16 protein-coding genes and 2 pseudogenes are annotated in these 17064 nt (G+C 58.9%); 4 read left to right on the forward strand and 14 right to left on the reverse strand.

The window, feature by feature from the left end:
* Nucleotides 1–51: 51 nt before the first annotated feature.
* The 4 genes from K408_RS0128015 to tnpA form a co-directional block, all read right to left on the reverse strand.
* Nucleotides 52–213 (reverse strand): hypothetical protein, encoded by a 162-nt coding sequence (locus K408_RS0128015; RefSeq protein WP_245269062.1) that lies wholly within the window; start codon nt 211–213, stop codon nt 52–54.
* A gap of 156 nt (nt 214–369) precedes the next feature.
* Nucleotides 370–2016, reverse strand: a complete 1647-nt coding sequence (gene tnpC / locus K408_RS0128020) for an IS66 family transposase (RefSeq protein WP_024336871.1) — start codon at nt 2014–2016, stop codon at nt 370–372.
* A gap of 70 nt (nt 2017–2086) precedes the next feature.
* Entirely contained in the window at nt 2087–2434 is a 348-nt protein-coding gene (tnpB, locus tag K408_RS0128025) for an IS66 family insertion sequence element accessory protein TnpB (protein ID WP_018272609.1), read from the reverse strand.
* Entirely contained in the window at nt 2431–2826 is a 396-nt protein-coding gene (gene tnpA, locus K408_RS44355) for an IS66-like element accessory protein TnpA (protein WP_024336872.1), read from the reverse strand. The genes tnpB and tnpA overlap by 4 nt, the downstream gene beginning before the upstream one ends.
* A gap of 456 nt (nt 2827–3282) precedes the next feature.
* Between tnpA and K408_RS42330 the strand changes: the two genes are divergently transcribed.
* The gene (locus K408_RS42330; RefSeq protein WP_196232406.1) at nt 3283–4020 is read left to right on the forward strand and encodes a PEPxxWA-CTERM sorting domain-containing protein; all 738 of its coding nucleotides are present in this window, start codon (nt 3283–3285) and stop codon (nt 4018–4020) included.
* A 1894-nt stretch (nt 4021–5914) separates the two neighbouring features.
* Nucleotides 5915–7555, forward strand: coding sequence for a GMC oxidoreductase (locus tag K408_RS41305; protein ID WP_196232407.1), 1641 nt, complete (start codon nt 5915–5917; stop codon nt 7553–7555).
* A 151-nt stretch (nt 7556–7706) separates the two neighbouring features.
* On the opposite strand, the pseudogene K408_RS41310 reads toward K408_RS41305, so the two are convergent.
* The 4 genes and pseudogenes from K408_RS41310 to K408_RS0128060 form a co-directional block, all read right to left on the reverse strand.
* Nucleotides 7707–7826, reverse strand: a pseudogene (locus K408_RS41310) (transposase domain-containing protein); the annotation flags it as partial.
* 243 nt (nt 7827–8069) lie between these two features.
* Nucleotides 8070–8195: pseudogene (locus K408_RS44360) on the reverse strand (PEPxxWA-CTERM sorting domain-containing protein); the annotation flags it as partial.
* Between the two features lie 759 nt (nt 8196–8954).
* Nucleotides 8955–9230 (reverse strand): hypothetical protein, encoded by a 276-nt coding sequence (locus tag K408_RS0128055; protein WP_155248657.1) that lies wholly within the window; start codon nt 9228–9230, stop codon nt 8955–8957.
* A gap of 356 nt (nt 9231–9586) precedes the next feature.
* Nucleotides 9587–9874, reverse strand: a complete 288-nt coding sequence (locus tag K408_RS0128060) for a hypothetical protein (protein WP_024341570.1) — start codon at nt 9872–9874, stop codon at nt 9587–9589.
* A 397-nt stretch (nt 9875–10271) separates the two neighbouring features.
* Here K408_RS0128060 and K408_RS0128070 point away from each other — a divergent pair, with 397 nt between their 5' ends.
* Nucleotides 10272–10913, forward strand: coding sequence for a PEPxxWA-CTERM sorting domain-containing protein (locus tag K408_RS0128070; RefSeq protein WP_196232408.1), 642 nt, complete (start codon nt 10272–10274; stop codon nt 10911–10913).
* A gap of 147 nt (nt 10914–11060) precedes the next feature.
* Here K408_RS0128070 and K408_RS38890 read toward each other — a convergent pair whose 3' ends face one another.
* Complete coding sequence (locus K408_RS38890; RefSeq protein WP_024341572.1) at nt 11061–11330, reverse strand: hypothetical protein; 270 nt, start codon at nt 11328–11330, stop codon at nt 11061–11063.
* A 979-nt stretch (nt 11331–12309) separates the two neighbouring features.
* Nucleotides 12310–12801: a type II secretion system major pseudopilin GspG gene (gspG, locus tag K408_RS38895; RefSeq protein ID WP_080654934.1), complete on the reverse strand. Its 492-nt coding sequence runs from the start codon at nt 12799–12801 to the stop codon at nt 12310–12312.
* Nucleotides 12802–13616: 815 nt separating this feature from the next.
* On the opposite strand from gspG, the gene K408_RS40435 reads away from it, so the two are divergent.
* Nucleotides 13617–14015: a VanZ family protein gene (locus K408_RS40435; protein ID WP_057196219.1), complete on the forward strand. Its 399-nt coding sequence runs from the start codon at nt 13617–13619 to the stop codon at nt 14013–14015.
* A gap of 29 nt (nt 14016–14044) precedes the next feature.
* On the opposite strand, the gene K408_RS38905 is transcribed toward K408_RS40435, so the two are convergent.
* Genes K408_RS38905 through K408_RS0128105 form a run of 4 tightly spaced genes read right to left on the reverse strand, consistent with a single transcriptional unit; the run spans nt 14045 to nt 17005 of the window.
* Entirely contained in the window at nt 14045–14653 is a 609-nt protein-coding gene (locus tag K408_RS38905; RefSeq protein ID WP_196232409.1) for a prepilin peptidase, read from the reverse strand.
* Between the two features lie 17 nt (nt 14654–14670).
* A complete protein-coding gene (locus K408_RS0128095) occupies nt 14671–15297 on the reverse strand; it encodes a hypothetical protein (RefSeq protein WP_024341576.1) in 627 nt (208 codons plus the stop codon).
* The gene (gspM, locus tag K408_RS0128100; protein ID WP_024341577.1) at nt 15294–15893 is read right to left on the reverse strand and encodes a type II secretion system protein GspM; all 600 of its coding nucleotides are present in this window, start codon (nt 15891–15893) and stop codon (nt 15294–15296) included. The genes K408_RS0128095 and gspM overlap by 4 nt, the downstream gene beginning before the upstream one ends.
* Nucleotides 15890–17005: a PilN domain-containing protein gene (locus tag K408_RS0128105; RefSeq protein ID WP_024341578.1), complete on the reverse strand. Its 1116-nt coding sequence runs from the start codon at nt 17003–17005 to the stop codon at nt 15890–15892. Before K408_RS0128105 ends, gspM begins: the two co-directional genes overlap by 4 nt.
* Between the last annotated feature and the right edge of the window lie 59 nt (nt 17006–17064).

A 17064-nucleotide genomic window follows, 5' to 3' on the forward strand; every position in this document is an offset into this window, starting at 1 on the left:
CGTAACCCTCCGGTGAGGGCCGCGGTCAGCAAAGTTTCGGGCGATGGCGTTTCAGTGGGTACCGAACTCAGGCCGAAGCTGGACTAGTAGTTGGGCAACCTGATCGCTCTTCTCAGCTAGGCGCCCGTGGTCGGTTAATCCCATATGCTCGGTGGCGACAATATAGAGATAGCCGGAGATTTCGCTCGCGGTCGCACCTTCGTCCATCAGCATGACGTAGGCCCTATTTGCGTAGGTGTCATACTCGTCGGTGGCCTGTGGTATGCCGTAGACCCCGATAGGGTCCCAGTCGCGAAGCAATATCTCACGGACACGAGCACGGTTCTCTCGTGATTGATACTTGTTTCGTCCGTGAGCCATTGTCTTGCCCTATGCTGCAACTGCTTCTGCTGATCCCGGTGTCCAATTCCAGGGCAGCAGCTCGTCGAGCCGATGAGCTGGGTGGGCGGCGATGCAGGCAAGGATATCCGTGAGCCATGCTTGCGGATCAATGCCGTTCATTTTGGCCGTGACGATCAAGCTATACATGGAAGCCGCACGCCGACCACCGCGGTCAGAGCCGCAGAACAGCCAGGCCTTTCGCCCGAGAGCTATACCTCTTAGTCCTCGCTCGGCGGCATTGTTGGAGAGGCAAACCCGCCCGTCCTCGAGGAAGAGAGTGAAGCTCGCCCATCGCTTCAGGATGTAGTTGAACGCCTTGGCCAGGTCGTGCCCACGGGACAGCTTGGCAAGCTGCTCCCGCATATAGACCTGAAGGTCCTCGACCAGAGGCCGGCTCAGCGTCTGTCGCGTCTCCAGACGCCCCTCGGGGCTCCTGCCATTGATGGAGCGTTCGATCTCGAACAGCGCATCGATCCGCCGCACGACCTCGACCGCGATGGGCGAGAGTGGGATCTCCTTTTTACCGGCGGCCTTGCGACGCGCATTCTCTTCGATGTCGGCCATGGCGAAGAATGGACGCCGCGCATGGACCCAACATGCGGCCTCCCGGATCAGTCCGGGCTGGCGCCCCGCCAGATAGAGCTGGTTATACCCATCATAGGCGTCGGCCTGCAGGATGCCGGCATACCGGGCCAGATGCGCCTGGGGATGCTCGCCCCTGCGGTCGCGGGAGTAGTAGAACATCGCCGCCGGCGGGCCGGTGCCGCCAAACGGCCGGTCGTCCCGGACGTAGATCCAGCACCGCCCCGTATCGGTCTTGCCCTTGGCCAGCACCGGCACGGTCGTATCATCGGCATGCAGGCGCTCGGCCGCCATGACATGAGCTTCGACCAGGCGCATCAGGGGATCCAGCGACGCGCAGACCGATCCCACGGCGTCCGCCATGGTCGACAGCGCGATCGGCACGCCTTCGAGGGCGTAGCGCTCAGCCTGGCGGTTCAAGGGCTGATGTTGGCCGAACTTCTCGAACATGATCATGGCCAACAGGCTCGGGCCGGCCCATCCCCGGGCGACAGCATGGAATGGCGCCGGCGCCTGGCTGATCTTCTCGCAGTCGCGGCAGGAGAACTTCTCCCGCACCGTTTCGATCACCTTCCACTGGCGCGGCACCACTTCCAGTGTCCTCGTCACGTCCTCGCCGAGCTTGCGCAGACGATTGCCGCCACAGCACTGGCAAGCCGTCGGCGGCTCGATGACCACTCGTTCGCGCGGTAAATGCTCAGGGAAGGTCTGTCGTTCGCCTCGCTTGCGCGTAAATCCGCGCACCGTCGTCGCCTTGGCCACAGCGTGCTCTGCCGCCAGCTCGTCTTCAGTGGCATCACTTTCCAGCTCTTCGAACGTCAAAGCCAACTGCTCGATCAGGCGCGACGAACGCTCCGACCGCTGGCCGTAGATCTGATGCTTTAGCTTGGCGATCTGCAGCTTCTGCTGGGCGATCAGCGCTTCGTCCTCAGACGACTTCGCGCGGGCGACCGCGAGTTCAGCTGCGATCTCCAAAGCCTTCGCGCGCTCGGCTGCCAGCGCCGCTTTCAGGGCGGCAATGTCATCCGGAACAGTGTCGCGCCCAGCATCCATGCGACACAGTGAATCACAGATTGGAAGCGTTGGGACTCCCCAAAAATGCAAAATCTGCTGGATTTTGTGCTCAACCCGCGCTTCTCGGTCGCCAGCTCAGTTGTGGATTCCGCCAGTCGATCCCTTCCAGCATATAGGCCATCTGCGCCGCTGAGATCGATACCGCGCCGTCTGACGCCGAAGGCCAGATGAACTTGCCTCGGTCCAGGCGCTTGGCATAGAGCGACATGCCCAACCCATCATGCCAAAGAATCTTGACCAGATCGCCGCTGCGGCCTCGGAAGATGTAGAGATCGCCGGCATGGGGATCGCGCTTCAGGCTCTCCTGCACCGTAAGAGCCAGGCTCCGCATGCCGCGGCGCATATCGGTGTGGCCGGTCGCGATCCAGACCCTGACGCCGCTCGGAATCGGAATCATCGTCGTCGCAAGAGCTCAAGAACCTGCTGCAGCGCCTCAACGTCCACGTCACGGTCAACGCGAACACGACAGCCGCCCCCGAGCTCAATCTCGATGATTCCAGCCCTTGCACGCTGCGCAGGCGGTGAAGACGCCAGTTGTGGTGTGCCGCTCGAGATCGGAGCCGCTACAGGTGTGATCTCGACGGGAACAAGAGCAGGCGCAGCATCTCCGCCCAGTCGCCCCTGGCGCGCTTGTCGACGCCAGGTGAACAGCAGGCTATGAGCCACCCCGTGCCGGCGTGCCACCCCGCAGACCGTCTCGCCGGGCTGCAAGGTCTCTTCGACAAGACGGACCTTCTCGTCGTAACTCCATCGCCGCCGACGCTCGGCGCCCAACACATTGACCTGCATTCCCGACGTGACCTTAAAGCTAGACTTAAGGTCAAATCCTCAGGCCGTCTCGCAAATTACGCAAGGCGGCCTTCGCCGGAGAGATACTATCATTCCCCAAACAATCTGTATTGATAAGCGCGGCTTCCGTTCGCTTTTCTTGACGACCGCGCGCGGTCCTTGAGCGATCATGCGCCTGCACCGCCTCGGCGCCAAAGCGCCGCCGGCATGACCGCTCTCATGCTGGTCGACGCGATCCTGAACGTGTTTCCAGCCCTAACCGCCCTGCCCTGCAAAGGACTTATGCGAGATTCAGAACACGATCCCTAGGCGCTGCACTGGGTGGCGAGACCGCAGAGTGGATCACCCATCGGGCGCTCAGGTCGGCAATAATATAGTTCCACGCCAATAATGATTGCTCCACGCAAGAATCTAAGATTAAATTACCTCATTGTTATATTTATTTCGGAGATCATAATGTCTCGCTTTTTGCCGCTGGCGGTGGGCTCAATTTTGATCGCAAGCGTGTGCCAGGTTCAAGCAGCTTCGATACTGTTTTCTGACGGTTTCGAGGCGCCCAAAGTCACTCATATCCCCGGACCGAGCGGCACTGCCGGCGGGTACGACAATTACGGCACTGGCTCGAACATTGGGCCGTGGACCGCGGTAGGGCCCGCTGGGGCGAGCGATGCAGTGTCAGTCGTCACGACTGACTTCAAACAAAGCGGATTTTCGTTCGTCGCCCAGAGCGGTCAACAGTGGGCAGATCTGGCCGGACAGAACGCCAATGGCACCGAGGGCGTTGCGATCACTTTGACTGGGCTCTTAGGAAAGACCTACTCGGTGTCATTCTGGGTTGGTAATGTCGTCGATCAACCTGGTGGATTTTTCGGCAATTCGACAACTGTGAATTTGCTGGTCAACGGCTCGCAGGTTTATTCGGCGGAGAACACGGCCGGTGCTGGCGAAACAACCCAGGCCTGGCAGCAGTTTACCTTTTCTGATCTGGCAAAAACTGACGCAGTCACCTTCACGTTCCTAAGCGGTGATCCTAGCGACGATTATAGCTCCGCCTTTGATAGCGTTGTTATTAGCGAGATCGGTGCTGTGCCCGAACCAGCGACCTGGGCAATGATGCTAGTTGGCTTCGCCGGGGTTGGTTTGATGACCTATCGACGTCGCGATCAGCGGTCTGCACTCGCCCGAGCCGCATAAACCGACCGCCTAGCGGCCGTGGCACGATGAGGACGCTCTCACCCGTTTTGTAGGTTTTTTCGATGCTCAGCCGCTCCCGGCGTCGGCAGTTTGATGATTGACTTCGGCCGCCGGTACTTTGTCCACACACGGCGCCGAGGATTGAACATTGCCAACGCAATGCTAGAAAGGTCGCGCGACCTGAGCCGGTCGCAATCTCAGTAACTCCCGCCGGGCTTCTCGGCGGGATTCTTTTTCATCTCTCGTGATGGTAGCTCGCGAATTCCCTGAGGCAGCTTGCGCTTATGCGCAGCACGAAAGGGTTAGGCGCGGACGACCAGCGCCATACGTATGGGGTGGCTTAACGCTAAGAAGTGAGGTTAAGCCGGGAATTGCCTTGCTGCCGGCCGACGAAGGAAATCACAATGCCTGTGAACTACCTCATACCACCAGACAGGGTCGTCGGGCATGGTCGCGCGCATTCGGAGCCGAAGCATGAAGTCGTCGCCAAAGTCGCCCCCGACCTCCCCGGCCCAAGCCGACGCTATCCGAGAGATACAGGAACGGCTTGCTGAGCTGGAGAAAAGGCGCCTGCGCATCGCTCGAGAGATGCAGGAAGACAGCAATCGTCCAGCACGGCGCAAGTGAAGAATTGGCGCGGCAGCTCGCGCCTCCTTCCGTAGCTCGCGAAGGCTGAGGACTAATACCCTACCCTTACGGCTGGGCGGCGACGTTCGCTTCTCCTATTCGCCCCACGCATCGTGCGAACCCGAGAAATCGATGCCGTTAAAATAAGTTAGAGACGCCAACCGGGAAATTCTGGCAACCTACCGATCTGGAGGACGGGCCCATGAAGAACCCGGCGCAGGTCTTGTTTCACCAGCAACGACTTAGGTCCATTCGCGAGGTCGAACGGCGGCTCGCCGTGATCCAGGAAATGCAGCGGCTCCTGGGAAATCGTGGGGTTCCTGACGACCCAAGCGCTGCCCGGAAAAGCACCGAGCAACCGCGCGCTCGGACGAATTCAGGAAGCACTAGTAAGACTTAAGTGAATGGACCTCAATCCCGCGGTAGCGGTCAGCATCGCCTCCTTTTTCCTCGGAGGCATCTGCGGCTACGGATTGCGACCTGCCAAGTCTGCACGACGGCGCGCACGCTCGAGACAACGCCGGACCTGAAGCCACGGACCTCGGCTCTCCCTGAGGCGACCAAGGTCGCGCTTGAAAACGCGAGCCAACTGGGGGTCGAATAGGACATTTCCTTTACGATCCTATTGCCGCCGACAGCCTCGGAATTTTTCGAATGAAAGTCCTTTTGCTCGCGCTGGGCAGTTGGCTACTGCTCAATGTTCTCTACGTCTTGATCGTCATCCCACCGCGCCGGCGAAAGCTGTCATCCGCGGTCCATCGAGCAATCAAAGCACTTCGCCGCTTTATCCTAGGTCGGCGCCTTCCACCATCCTGAAAGCAAGCCCGCCTGCCTTGCGGGGGGCGTGATCGGTTGCTGAGAAAGAAGGACTGCAACCGCCGAAGTGCCGGCCGAGCGCAATTTGCTGTTGCAACCTAACGATGGTTGGACCAAAGTTAGCTACTGTGAATGCCTCGACATTTTTGATTAAGGACCATTGCCGTGAAGCTCTTTCTCTCCTCCTTGCTCGCCTTTGGATTTTCGCGGCGATGTTCACCGTGATAACATCGGCTCCCGTCAGTTCGCCGGCATACGCCAGCAAGATGGACGGGAAGCCTGGTTGTTCGTGCGGACACTCTCATCATCGGCGGAGAAAGCGATTGCGGCCAGCTCTGGCTTGCGCTTTAGCGTATTGTTGCAGGTGGGCCTACTTATCTAGATGCGAGTCCAAGGCGACGAGAAACGAGACACGAAAGGCCGTCTTATCCGCATTGAAATTGAGCGAACGATGTTCGACAATGTCTTCGCGCACAAAATAACACGAGATGAGGTCACCATAGTCGGCGCTGGGCCCGCAGGACTCGCGATTGCCCTTGAGCTTGATCGCCGCGGCATTTCGAGCCGGATACTAGAATCTGGCGGCCTTCATCGAGATAAATCGCTAAGCCGGTTGTCGCAGGCAACCGTCCTCTCGGAAGCCACTCACGATCCCTTGGAAGCCGTGTCAGCTCAGATGTTTGGTGGCACATCAAACCTTTGGGCAGGCGCCTGTGTCCCGTTTGATCCAATCGACTTGAGCCGACGCCAATTCCTATCGAGTACAGTCTGGCCGATCGAATACCAGGAATTAGCACGATACTATGAGCCAGCTTGTGCCTTTCTAGATGCAGGCCCATCAGAATTTTCCGATCATCTGAGTGCCTGCTTTGACCAAACAACATTTCAAGCCAACAATTTGGCGCGGTTCGCGAAGATTCGTCGAACGCAAGTCAAGCACATGGCGCGGCTCAAGACATCGACGCGGATCAGCATCTCCCTCAACACGGTCGTCACCGATGTCCTTGTATCCGGACAAGGCAAAGTCGAAGCTGTGCGAGTAGCGTCATCGAACGGCGACCTCGTCACGACGCTGTCCGTCCGTACTCTGATCATCGCTGCAGGCGGACTTGAAACGACGAAGCTTCTCTTGAACATGCAGCGTTCTCATCCCGCCCTGTTCGGTGGGAGCGAAGGGCATTTGGGCCGATATTATATGGGCCACGTCACAGGTTCGATAGCGGACATTCGGTTCGCTCGCCCGGAATATACTGATCTTTTCGATTTTGCACTCCAGCGCGGAACATTCGTAAGACGCCGCTTCCAACCGACTGAAAAGACCCAAACTGAATTGGGCCTATCCAACACCGCCCTGTGGCCCGAAGGCGCAATTGCGGACCCGAGGCACGAAAGCGCAATGTTATCTACCCTCTATCTGGTGGTTGCAGCCAATCGCATCGGACGGTCCGCGCTACCGGAAGTAATGCGGCGGCGTCACACCGGTTCATCATTGACCAGTGCCTCCGATCACTTGCGCAACTTCAGATTAGGTAATTGGAGAAACTCCTACGCGGATATCTGCACGATCGTGAAACGACTAGCTGCTTCTCCGCGCCCTCCTGGGTTCTTTATCCGGAACAGGAAACACCAATATCGATTGATCTATCACGCTGAGCATCTCCCTCACGGCGACAGCCGCGTGAGGCTGACCCATCAAAAGGACTATCTGGGCCGAAACCAGCTGGCCATCGACCTTCGATTCCAGCAAGAGGATGCTGCTTCAGTTGCGAAGCTTCATTATAGAATGTCGCAATCGCTGGAGAATTCGGCATTCGCACGAGTGGAGCTCAGCAGTAGCAAAACAGATGATATAATGGCGAACGTCCTCCGGCAGGCCAGACATGGCACCCACCAGCTCGGAACGACTCGAATGGCTCTTAGTGCGGCCGATGGTATAGTGAACGGCGATCTCCAAACTTTCGATCTGCCCAATATGTACCTTTGTAGCGGGTCGGTATTCCCGACGTCGGGCCAAGCAAATCCAACGTTGACAGTGACTGCACTAGGGCTTCGATTGGCAGCTTTCATAGCTCTAAATCGAGATCATATTTAGCTGCGGCTAAGGGTGCGATTTCCTAAGAAGTACTGGCAGCCTGCTGAGGCGGAGGGCCGCCCATGAAAAAGCCTTCACAGGTTTTGTTTCAGAAGAACCAGCTTAGTAACCGTCCGGTGAGGCCGGTGAGGGCCGCGGGATGGTGGCCCGATCAGGCCGCAGACTGAACAGGGCTGTTCTTCCATGCCCAAGGCAGCAGCTCATTGATCCGACCTTGCGGGGTGCTGGCGATGCGGGCCAAGACGTCCGCCAGCCAGGCTTGCGGATCGATGCGCAATCCCGACCAGCTCCGCCGCTCGTCCGTTGCTCCACCCGCGCCGTTTGGCGTACACACCCCGAGACTCAAACTCCCGCTGGATGAACATTCAGTGGCAGGTCACTCCGCGCGCCCTGATCTGGGCGGGTGGCGCAGCGGTTCAAGACGAACGCACGGGCTCATTGTCAGGACCGCACCCTCAGGGCGCAAGAAAGACCGCCCGAAGGCGGTCTTTCAAAACTCTCGTGGCGTAGTTCGCTACGCCTCACTCATCGCTGTCGACTGGCGACGGCGGTAAGCCAGGAAGCCGACGCCAGCGAAGCCGAGGATCATCATGGCCCACGTGGAGGGCTCGGGGACCGGCGCGGTAAAGGCGAATTCAAAAGCAGTTTCAGACGTGCTGAACGTGATCTCGTTGGCGCCGTTGAGCTGCAGACCAATCAGATAGCCGGCCGGATTGTTCTGCTGATTGACGGTCGCGCCAAGACCCGCGGTGGTCAAGGTGTCATCACCTAAGGTGATTGTATTGTCGCCGTTCGGCGAGCCCCAGATGAGATAGAGAACATTGTCTTTGATGCTGTTCGCCAAAAGGCCCAAGTCGAAGGTCAAGGAGCCTGCATTGCCGATGTTGATCCAATTATGCGTCGCGTCTGACGTGCCAAAAGGATTCCAGCCGCAGTTGCTCAGACCGCAGGTACCATTGGGCTGGCCCACCCAATTTACAGCATTGGGACCAGGGACGGCGGGCTGAGCAAGGTTTGCCGTGATCCCGTCAGATGCACCATAGTTTGTGAACGGAATAGGAGCCGCGTTCGCACTGCCCGAGAACCCAAGAATTGCGGCAAAGGCCGCAGCGTATAAGCTGTATTTCATGACGACCTCATTTAAATAGATTTTAATATCTGCGGGGCGCAGCTTAAATTCAGTCTTTAAAGAGCGCAATACCGAATTAGGAATTCTTTAAGGGTTCAGTTCCCCCCAAGGCATCACCCAAGTCGTGGCGCCGCCGGCCTGATCGAGTCAGGAGGTGGAAATGCGGCACTGCGGGATAATTAAAGACCAAGGGAGCCCAGTCACGGACACCAATGGTCGTTTGACTGGTTCAGAGGTTCAGAGGTCGCTCCCGGGCGTTCTCTTGATCTGTCATTCCAGCCCGCAGGCACGACGCACCCGCGACTGATAACGTCGTCTGACGTTCGGGCTCAACTGCTCGACCTCGGCGCAATCGCTCTCATACACCGGATTGCCATAAACAAAGTTGCCTTTGTCGGCGGCACTCGGCGGCAAACCCTCGCGCTTGTTCGCGCGCCCATCGACACGCAGGTCGACAGGACCGTTGGGTTGACGCAGATCGACTTGAGCTGGCGCAGGAGCCGTCGCGAACATTATACAGATCAAGCAGGCGATGAACCGATACATTCTTGTCTCCGCAAACTACTCGCAGGGACAGGCCGCTACCGCAGGTGTTGTTCCCAGTGCTTTTGGCGTAATGCAGCGAAACCAGTCCGACGTGCGATCGGCAAACATGCTTTCCGTGAGTTGTGAGCCCCGCCTGAAGTCGCAACACACAATTGATTGATGCGCCGGCACAACGTCGTCGCCCAGAAAATACTCACCACGACAGAGCGCGCCCCGCATGCGCAGATCGCTATTGATATGTCCTGCGGCCCGCTTCCCGAAGCGAAGGAGCGCAACAATCGGAGATTTGCGGCCAGGCTCTCTAAGGGCAAGCGGTGATTGCTCCGGCTTTGGATCCGTCCATGCTGCTCATCGGGTCAGGCGGATTCGCCGGGCCGCCCCAAGACCTGCATCTTCCACTTCATCTTCGGCTGGCTCTGCCGGATGCAGAACCTGCCGTCGATGACTGGTAACTTGAGCACCGAGTTGGGCAGGTTCCGGCAGCAACTTTGAGCGCTGGCCGGGAAACCCGGCTGGTAAACATATAGCCGCGCGTAGAACGGCTCGACCGAAACCAGTAAGTCAATCGTCCTGACGGTGCGGGGCAGCTTGTCCCTGAGATCGATCAGCCGATCACCGGGAATGCAGGCGAGCACCGTCAACATAAGGGCCCAGCCTCATCGTGCCTCACCTTGCCGCTACGCCACCTCGAGTTTAGCCGAGAAGATGCTGATGATCACGTTCCTCTGAAGCACAACGAGACGGTGGGATCGTTGCAATTTCGTGCCGGACGATCGCCGGCACCGCACAAGAGACCGTCGCATTGAGGTTGAAAAATTCAACTTGAAACCGCGCTGATTGCCAAAAACTCCCGCTGCATAACGCACCGGCTTATATACATAACACTTTGATAATAATAATGTTATTACCCCGGAACTAATCAATCATACTATTTTTTCCCGACAAGGCCTCGACTAATAAAGTTCCCGAAATTACTATGCGCTCGATTTCTTCAAGGAGGCATCGGTGTTTTGTTCTGTTAGAGTTTTTCTGGGCGCCTCATTGGCCATTGCTGCCGCTTCGTCCGCCCACGCCGCCATAGTCATCCAGGCCGTAAATGGCCTTGGTGATTTCGATCAGAACGCTCTGTTTCAGGTCGCGCAAACCAATCAGCATTCCGTCACTGCAATCGGAAACCAGTCCCACGCGGATTTGATAACGATCACCAGCAATGATGCGCTGAGTACGAACGCCAACGGCCAAGCCAAGATCACAGCGTTCAATGTCGCATTCGATGACCTCTCCTTCGTCCCTGCGGGAACGGTTACAGGCTATAGCGCGGTGCTGTTCAACATCCAGGCCCCAAAGCTGGACAAGAACGAGGCTCCGACCACAGTCAGCTTCAGCTTCAACAACGGAGCCTATGGAGATCTGACGCTTGGCAACAACGTCTATGATTTCGTCCTGAAGGACGGCGGCAGCAACTTCTTTCTGGCGACCGTGGCCGATGGCAGCGTGATTACGCAAGGCTCCCTAATCACCAGCCGCAACATCGATGCGTTCGAACAGGTTAGGGTCGACATCGCGGCACCCGTGACCGCTGTTCCCGAACCCTCGACCTGGGCCATGATGATCCTCGGCTTTGCCGGCGTCGGCTTCCTGGCCTATCGGCGTCGCAGCCAGGCTGCTGCCAACCCAGCGTAGCCTCCCAGCATGAAGATCGCGATCTAAATTGAAGAGACCGCCGTAGCAGGCGGTCTCTGTTGCTGTTGCAGCTGCTCCAAGAAGCCTTCTCGTACCGGTCCACGGAATGCCCAAAGACCAGGGCCTCAGCCGAGACTATCGAGCACCTTAGGCTGGCGAGTGAGCGACGCTTCGCCGTCCGAAGGCCGGAAACGAACGCAGCAAACGATCCGAGTTGTCGTTGGTGGCTTCGTTCTGCTCGCAATCCAAGTCGGCGATAACATCCTCGAACGCAGAGATCGTCTGCTGGAGGACAGCAATTTGCGTTAGCTCGTCGTCTCCAATCGGGCCCTTATGATTTCTGAGCGCAACGACCAGCTCACGGCGGCGCTCTTTCAATTGAACCAGCGGCAATCCGTGATCTGGTGGATGATACATCTGGAACCCTCCCCTGCCAACTTGCTCAACTTTAAGCCAGATCAGCTGAAAACGAATTGAAACGACTGGTCAAATTTTAGATTTTCGCCGTTCTGAGCCAGACGAGATCAGAACACCGGGTGCTGAGCTCCTTCTCGTTGTAAGCGCCTGGATCTTTTAGCCCCCGCCCTGACCTCCCGCAGAGCCAATCCAACCCGCTGGAGCATCTCACGCGATGAGAAACGATGGTGCATAGGGCCCCTGGGCTGCTCCAAGCTACGATGACACCAGCCCACTGCTGAAAGAAGCACCGCCATGTGCGAGACGGAGCAGACGCATGACCCTGCCCCGCAGATGCCGCCAGCCAAAGAGGCTCGAGCAGGCTTGCTCTTATTGAGGCCCTTCTTCCGTCATGCGGATGAGCCACTGCCTTCCGTGCTGAATGCCTGAGAACTACCTCAGTAAGGTTGACTGGTTAGGTTAAGGGCTAAATCGAGTTGCTCGATCGCACGCCCCCGCTATGTCTCTTCCTATGAACAAGCAGAGATACAAGCCTCCGGAGCGTGATCTCCCGTCCACCAGGCTCGGCCGCATGCGTGACGAAGTGCTCAAGCTAAGGCGGGAGCTCGAAGCGGAGCAGGCACGAGCGGATGCCATTCAAGCTCGGCGTCTCGGTGGCACTACACTAACCAAGCAGGCCACCACAAAGGTCTCAACGCGATAAGCGAGACGAGATATTCCCGAGCTTTGACAGCCGGCAATGGCTGGCCTGAGCGCGATATTTTCGAAGTCGATCGCGGGAACTACAGCACCGGCTCTGGAATGACATGGGATCATCCAGCCTCGGCGGTTACACCCATGCTTTCAGCTCAGCTGCGTGCAGGACAAAAGCGTGCGAACCTGCATCAAGGCCCACGCTCAGAGGGATGGGGCCATCACCAGCGAGAGTCCTTCCTTCACAACCAGAAGCGCCGCGCCTGAGCGGACGCCCAGCAGACTTTTACCCGTTGTCGGCCCATGACCGGCCCGCATTCGCAGCAGAGGTCGGCTTCTTCGTTCCCTTCCCGGTGGGACCGAGCGAGTAGACATTGTACTCGCCCTGCTCCGAAACCGTGTACTGGTACGGCCGCCCCCACGGATCCAGAAGTGTCTTGGCGTTCTTCAAATAGGGACCGTTCCAGCGAGGCGCTTCCGGCGTCGCTTCGACCAAGGCTCTGAGGCCGGCGCTGGGACTGGGATAGGACCCATTCTCGACGTAGTACATCTCGAGAGCCGTGTTGATGTTCTCGATTTGCAGCTGCGCGGATTGTGTCTTCGCCTTTCCAAAATAGCCCATCACCTGCGGAGTCGCCATGGCGGTTAGCGCTGCGAGGATGCCCATGACGACGAGCAACTCGAGCAACGTATAGCCCGCTACCGCCGACCGGCGCTTGTCGTAACGCGGTTTCTTGAAGCACCGAGACGCTGAAGATTTACTCGTGTCGACGGTCATGACGACGCCCCCAAACAAGTACCCTTGCATTTCGGGGTATCCTCATCGCGCCACGTGTTCACCAGGTTAATTCGATGAATAACTTCGAGCCAGCCTGAATACGGCCGTAGTAGACCGGTGAGAATGCCAGATCTCGTGATAGGCTTGCGTTAAGCATTCCAGCAAGTTGACGGCGCTCGCTGCCTGGAGGCTTGGCTCCTCGCGCTTCACACTGCACAACGCATCGATCAACGTGAGGATCAGTCCCGCTGACGTCCGCCCAATCAGTTGCAGCGGTTTAGACTTCGCACTCGCGGGCCGTCGAACCAGACCAGTCGGCAACGCGCCACGTCAGGCCGGCCAAGAGCATCACGCGCCCACTTTCCATAGACGGCGTACTCGCCGTAACCGAAGGGGTAATCATATCCATCGTCGAGTCTGTTGTACGCGTAAGGCGCGACGGGATAGTAGAGATCTGGCGTCACGACGGTCACAATGGGAGGCGCGAGTCGAGCATGAAATCCGTATGCACTGCGCCAATGGTGCTTCCGATAGGGACCCGCCCCTTCGCGAGCCTCGGCCATGGAAGGTAAGAGCGCCGCTAATACGGCGGCAGCGGTGACCGTAATCCCCTTGGCTTTCATCTATGTACTCGCTTTCTCACGTCTCCCTGCTGGCACGACAGGGGTCATTCTATACCGCCCGTAGGCCGGACGAACACTGCTCGCCCGAGACGTGGTTAAGCCTTCAACCCCGGTCTTGGAGAGAGGCGAACCAAGTTGATGGCGTTACCGAAATAATTGAACGCCTGACACTTGGCCCTGCATAAGGCGACGATGAAGAGATCGACCGTCACAACCGTGCTTGCGATTGCCGCCTGGGGTGTCATTTCCCTCATCGGTTATGCCACGCTGACGAAGGTTCAATTCATCTACACAGTTTATGGAAAGATCAAACCGTTCCTTTTTGGGGTCGACATGGCGACATGGGCGCATCTGGAACACGCGATCGCCTTCCTGACGTTGGGCTGCCTCTTCGCCGCGACATATCCTCGTCGCACAGCTTTAGTCTGCCTGATCGTGGTCGGCAGTGCGCTAACGTTCGAGGTGCTTCAGACGCTGACACCCGACCGGCACGGCACCCTGTTCGACGCATTCGAGAAAGTCGTTGCGGGCTGCGCAGGGATTGCCGCGGTCAAGGTCGTCCAGTTTATTCGAGCCAGGAAACGCGCTTGAGACCCACAAGTGCCGCGACTATTGCGAACCTATCCCGACAGCAAGCCCATCGGATCGAACACCCAAGCGAGCCAAAGCCCGACGGCGAGATGGGGACCGAACGGGATGGCATGCCGACCATTGACTTCGTAGCGCTGCGACGCCAGCAGGAATGCGCTGGCGAGCGCCGAGACAACGGCGACCAGAAGCACGACCGGCAGCGAGCGAAGGCCGATCCACAACGCCGCAGCGGCCAGAAACTTTACGTCACCGAAGCCAAGCCCATCGTAGCCGCGGACCCACCGAAACATCGAGCGAAAGCTCGCGATCGCAATCGCCACGATAGCGGCGTCCGCGAGGCGAGACATGATTGCGTCCGGGTCCTGGAGCGATACCGCGGCCACCCCTCCCATCGCCAATGCGCCGACCAGGCTATCAGGGATAATGCCGAACCTGGCGTCGATCGCACAGATCGCCGACAGGAGGGCGAAAAGACCAAGGCTGAGTAGCAGGTGCAAGATCCACATGGAGCTTGGCTGCGCGTTCACCAGGATCCAGCACAACCCAACGACCAGAAGCCAGGCCAGTAGAAACTGATCGCGATAAGGAGCGCGGCCGCAAAGGGCGCACGCAAGGTAGCGGCTGATCCGCACCAGCATTTTGCGGAGCGGTTTGCTCATTTCGCCAAGACGGAAAGATGCAGGGTCTGTCTTTCGCCATCCGCCTCGAGCACGATCTCGTTAGGCTTGATCTCGGAGAGACGCCAGCCAGACCACTGCTCATTCAATGCAACCCAGGCTCCTACCGGGTTGTCCGACGAGGTCATAAACGCTTTGGCTCGCTCCCCGTTCATGAAGACCCCCCGAAGCGCGACGCTGGAGTCGAGCATCATTCTGTCCGGTGGCGGGGACGCGCCGAATATTGCGGGCGCTGCCGCGATTGCCGGCGCCTGACGGCTCCTCGAAAAGAGTGGATGCTGCAGGATGTTATCGTGCGTCCCGACGCCCTGGTTCTCCCGCTCCAGGGAAGTCCGGGCACCGGCGCCGCCGGCGGCGGATTGGCTGGCGATCGCGAACTCCAGAGACGCGATCGCCACGATAGGCGCTGCCAACGCGAGCAACAACAACCCGGCAAGGCCTAGCAAAAATCCCCGTTTGATCGGCGCGATAGACCTCAATTCCCGTTGGCCGGGGACATAAGCACGCAAGAGGTCACGGAAGGGCCCGGGCCCAAGCGCGCTCCGCGACGTCACGATGGCTTGCATCAGTTGCCGCCGACCGAGTTGGGTCGCCTTTTTGATCATCGGCTCGTCGCCTTCCCCTCGCCGCCGGGCCGAATCTCGCTCAACAGCGGGCCGCCCGGGGAGGGCTTTGGCGTGCGTAGCGCACCCTCGACCGTCAAGCTCACCCGCATACGACTATCGTCACCGTCGGCAAGTGTTCGCAGCGACAAGTCGGTGATGAACAGAAAAGGCGTCTGGGTTTCGATTGCGGCAACCAGTTCCCGCACCGCCGCGGCCGTCCCCTCCACCTCCAGCCCGACCGGAACGGCGCGCCATTGCGCGGCTTGACGTCCCGGCAGCCCGCGCACGGCCTGCACCGCCAATCCCTTGGCGCCCGCCAACGCTTGGAGGTTGGCTTGGAGGTCGGCACTGGCGATCCGTTCCTCGGCACCCGCAAGGTACGGATCGGCTTCCGGTGTCGAAGCCTTGGCGAGCCTGAACGTGTCATGCGCGACACGCCGGACCTGAGCGAGTTGCGCTGCGCTATCCAATATCTCGTCATTGCGCAGACCGAAATGCGAGACAATTGGCTCGAAGATTGCAAAGCAGACAGCCAGCACGATCGCTCCGTTGAGCCCGTAGAAAATCAGCCGCCGCCGGAGCAACTCGCCAGTCATGAACCGGACCTTTCCGCTGATTTGGCAACGCGTCCGGCGCCGAAATTCCGCAACTTCAAGCTGATGCGAAATCGGTCCCTTTGCTCGGTCGCGTCGGGGATAATCGCGCCCAGCAAAGTAGCCCCGGTGAAAAGGCGTGAGTCCTCCAGAACCCGCACGAGCCGGGCCGCATCGGAAGACAACCCCGACAGAGCCACAGCCCCGCCCGAAATCCGGAGTTCAGTCAGGAAAGTGTGGTCCGGAATGACGCGAGACAGTTCATCCCACGTTGCGAGGCTGCCCGGCAGGGCTTTGAGAGCCAGTAGAGGAACGGGTGATCCGGCTGCGTGCTGCCCTTGCTGGACGCCGCGCCGAGCTTCTTGGAGTTCGTCCTCGAGCGCCGCCGCTCGGCTTGACTGCCACCACTCGAATCCCAGCAAGCCGGCCGTCGTGGCGACCAGCAGAGCGGCTGCGAGGACGCGCATCGTTTGGATCACGCACGGCGGGTCGTCGTGCCGAATCTCGCGAAGCGGAACGACCGCGACGGGGACATCCGTTGCCGACTTGATCCCGATGGAGTCGACCTCGCCCACTTGCAAGCCCAATAGAACGATCTTGGCCTCAGCCCGATCCTTCGGAATAATCCAGTGGCGGAAAGTCGCCAGCCCACTACTCGGCTGGCCGTCCGGCGTGACGCCATGCCATATCTCGGCCGGCTGGAATGGTGTGCGGTGAACGATCTCCTGCTCGAGTATTCGTTTCAACGCGCCGATTTCGGATCGCGGAAGCCTGAACTCGCGTTGAAAGAAAAGAGCGGGCTCCAGCGCAACGCAAATCTGTACGGCATCACGATCGCAGCGAAGTTCCGCGAGCCATTCGTCGATCTGCGCTCCGTCAGGGGGGCCGTCGTGAAATCGGCGTTCCTGCACGCCCGACGGCGTCACCAAACGACAGACGACGGTACCTTCGTCGCTCCAGACGAAGAGCTGCGTTTCGACTCGAGCCTGCAGGACGTGACGCCAGGCCTGAGGTGCGCAGTCGCGCAGCTCGTTCAGCCACCAGCGCACGAATTGTCGCCCCCTGTCCGCAAGCCCATGCGAGCCCTGCAATCGCGCCACCGAGACTTCAGTCATCGGCCCTGTTTCCCTGCAAATACGAACATCGATCCGATCAGTATATTTACCAATTGTTT

The organism is Bradyrhizobium sp. in8p8, assembly GCF_000426845.1.
Taxonomy (GTDB): Bacteria; Pseudomonadota; Alphaproteobacteria; order Rhizobiales; family Xanthobacteraceae; genus Bradyrhizobium; species Bradyrhizobium japonicum_C.

Bases quoted from the DNA above. Each gene is read 5' to 3' on its own strand.
- K408_RS0128055 (WP_155248657.1), bottom strand. From the start codon at position 9,230: ATGTATCGGTTCATCGCCTGCTTGATCTGTATAATGTTCGCGACGGCT.
- K408_RS0128015 (WP_245269062.1), bottom strand. From the start codon at position 213: ATGCTGATGGACGAAGGTGCGACCGCGAGCGAAATCTCCGGCTATCTC.
- tnpA (WP_024336872.1), bottom strand. From the start codon at position 2,826: ATGCAGGTCAATGTGTTGGGCGCCGAGCGTCGGCGGCGATGGAGTTAC.
- gspM (WP_024341577.1), bottom strand. From the start codon at position 15,893: ATGACTGGCGAGTTGCTCCGGCGGCGGCTGATTTTCTACGGGCTCAAC.
- K408_RS40435 (WP_057196219.1), top strand. From the start codon at position 13,617: ATGAAGAGATCGACCGTCACAACCGTGCTTGCGATTGCCGCCTGGGGT.
- K408_RS42330 (WP_196232406.1), top strand. From the start codon at position 3,283: ATGTCTCGCTTTTTGCCGCTGGCGGTGGGCTCAATTTTGATCGCAAGC.
- tnpC (WP_024336871.1), bottom strand. From the start codon at position 2,016: ATGGATGCTGGGCGCGACACTGTTCCGGATGACATTGCCGCCCTGAAA.
- K408_RS38905 (WP_196232409.1), bottom strand. From the start codon at position 14,653: ATGCTGGTGCGGATCAGCCGCTACCTTGCGTGCGCCCTTTGCGGCCGC.
- K408_RS41305 (WP_196232407.1), top strand. From the start codon at position 5,915: ATGTTCGACAATGTCTTCGCGCACAAAATAACACGAGATGAGGTCACC.
- gspG (WP_080654934.1), bottom strand. From the start codon at position 12,801: ATGACCGTCGACACGAGTAAATCTTCAGCGTCTCGGTGCTTCAAGAAA.
- tnpB (WP_018272609.1), bottom strand. From the start codon at position 2,434: ATGATTCCGATTCCGAGCGGCGTCAGGGTCTGGATCGCGACCGGCCAC.
- K408_RS38890 (WP_024341572.1), bottom strand. From the start codon at position 11,330: ATGTATCATCCACCAGATCACGGATTGCCGCTGGTTCAATTGAAAGAG.
- K408_RS0128095 (WP_024341576.1), bottom strand. From the start codon at position 15,297: ATGATCAAAAAGGCGACCCAACTCGGTCGGCGGCAACTGATGCAAGCC.
- K408_RS0128060 (WP_024341570.1), bottom strand. From the start codon at position 9,874: ATGTTGACGGTGCTCGCCTGCATTCCCGGTGATCGGCTGATCGATCTC.
- K408_RS0128105 (WP_024341578.1), bottom strand. From the start codon at position 17,005: ATGACTGAAGTCTCGGTGGCGCGATTGCAGGGCTCGCATGGGCTTGCG.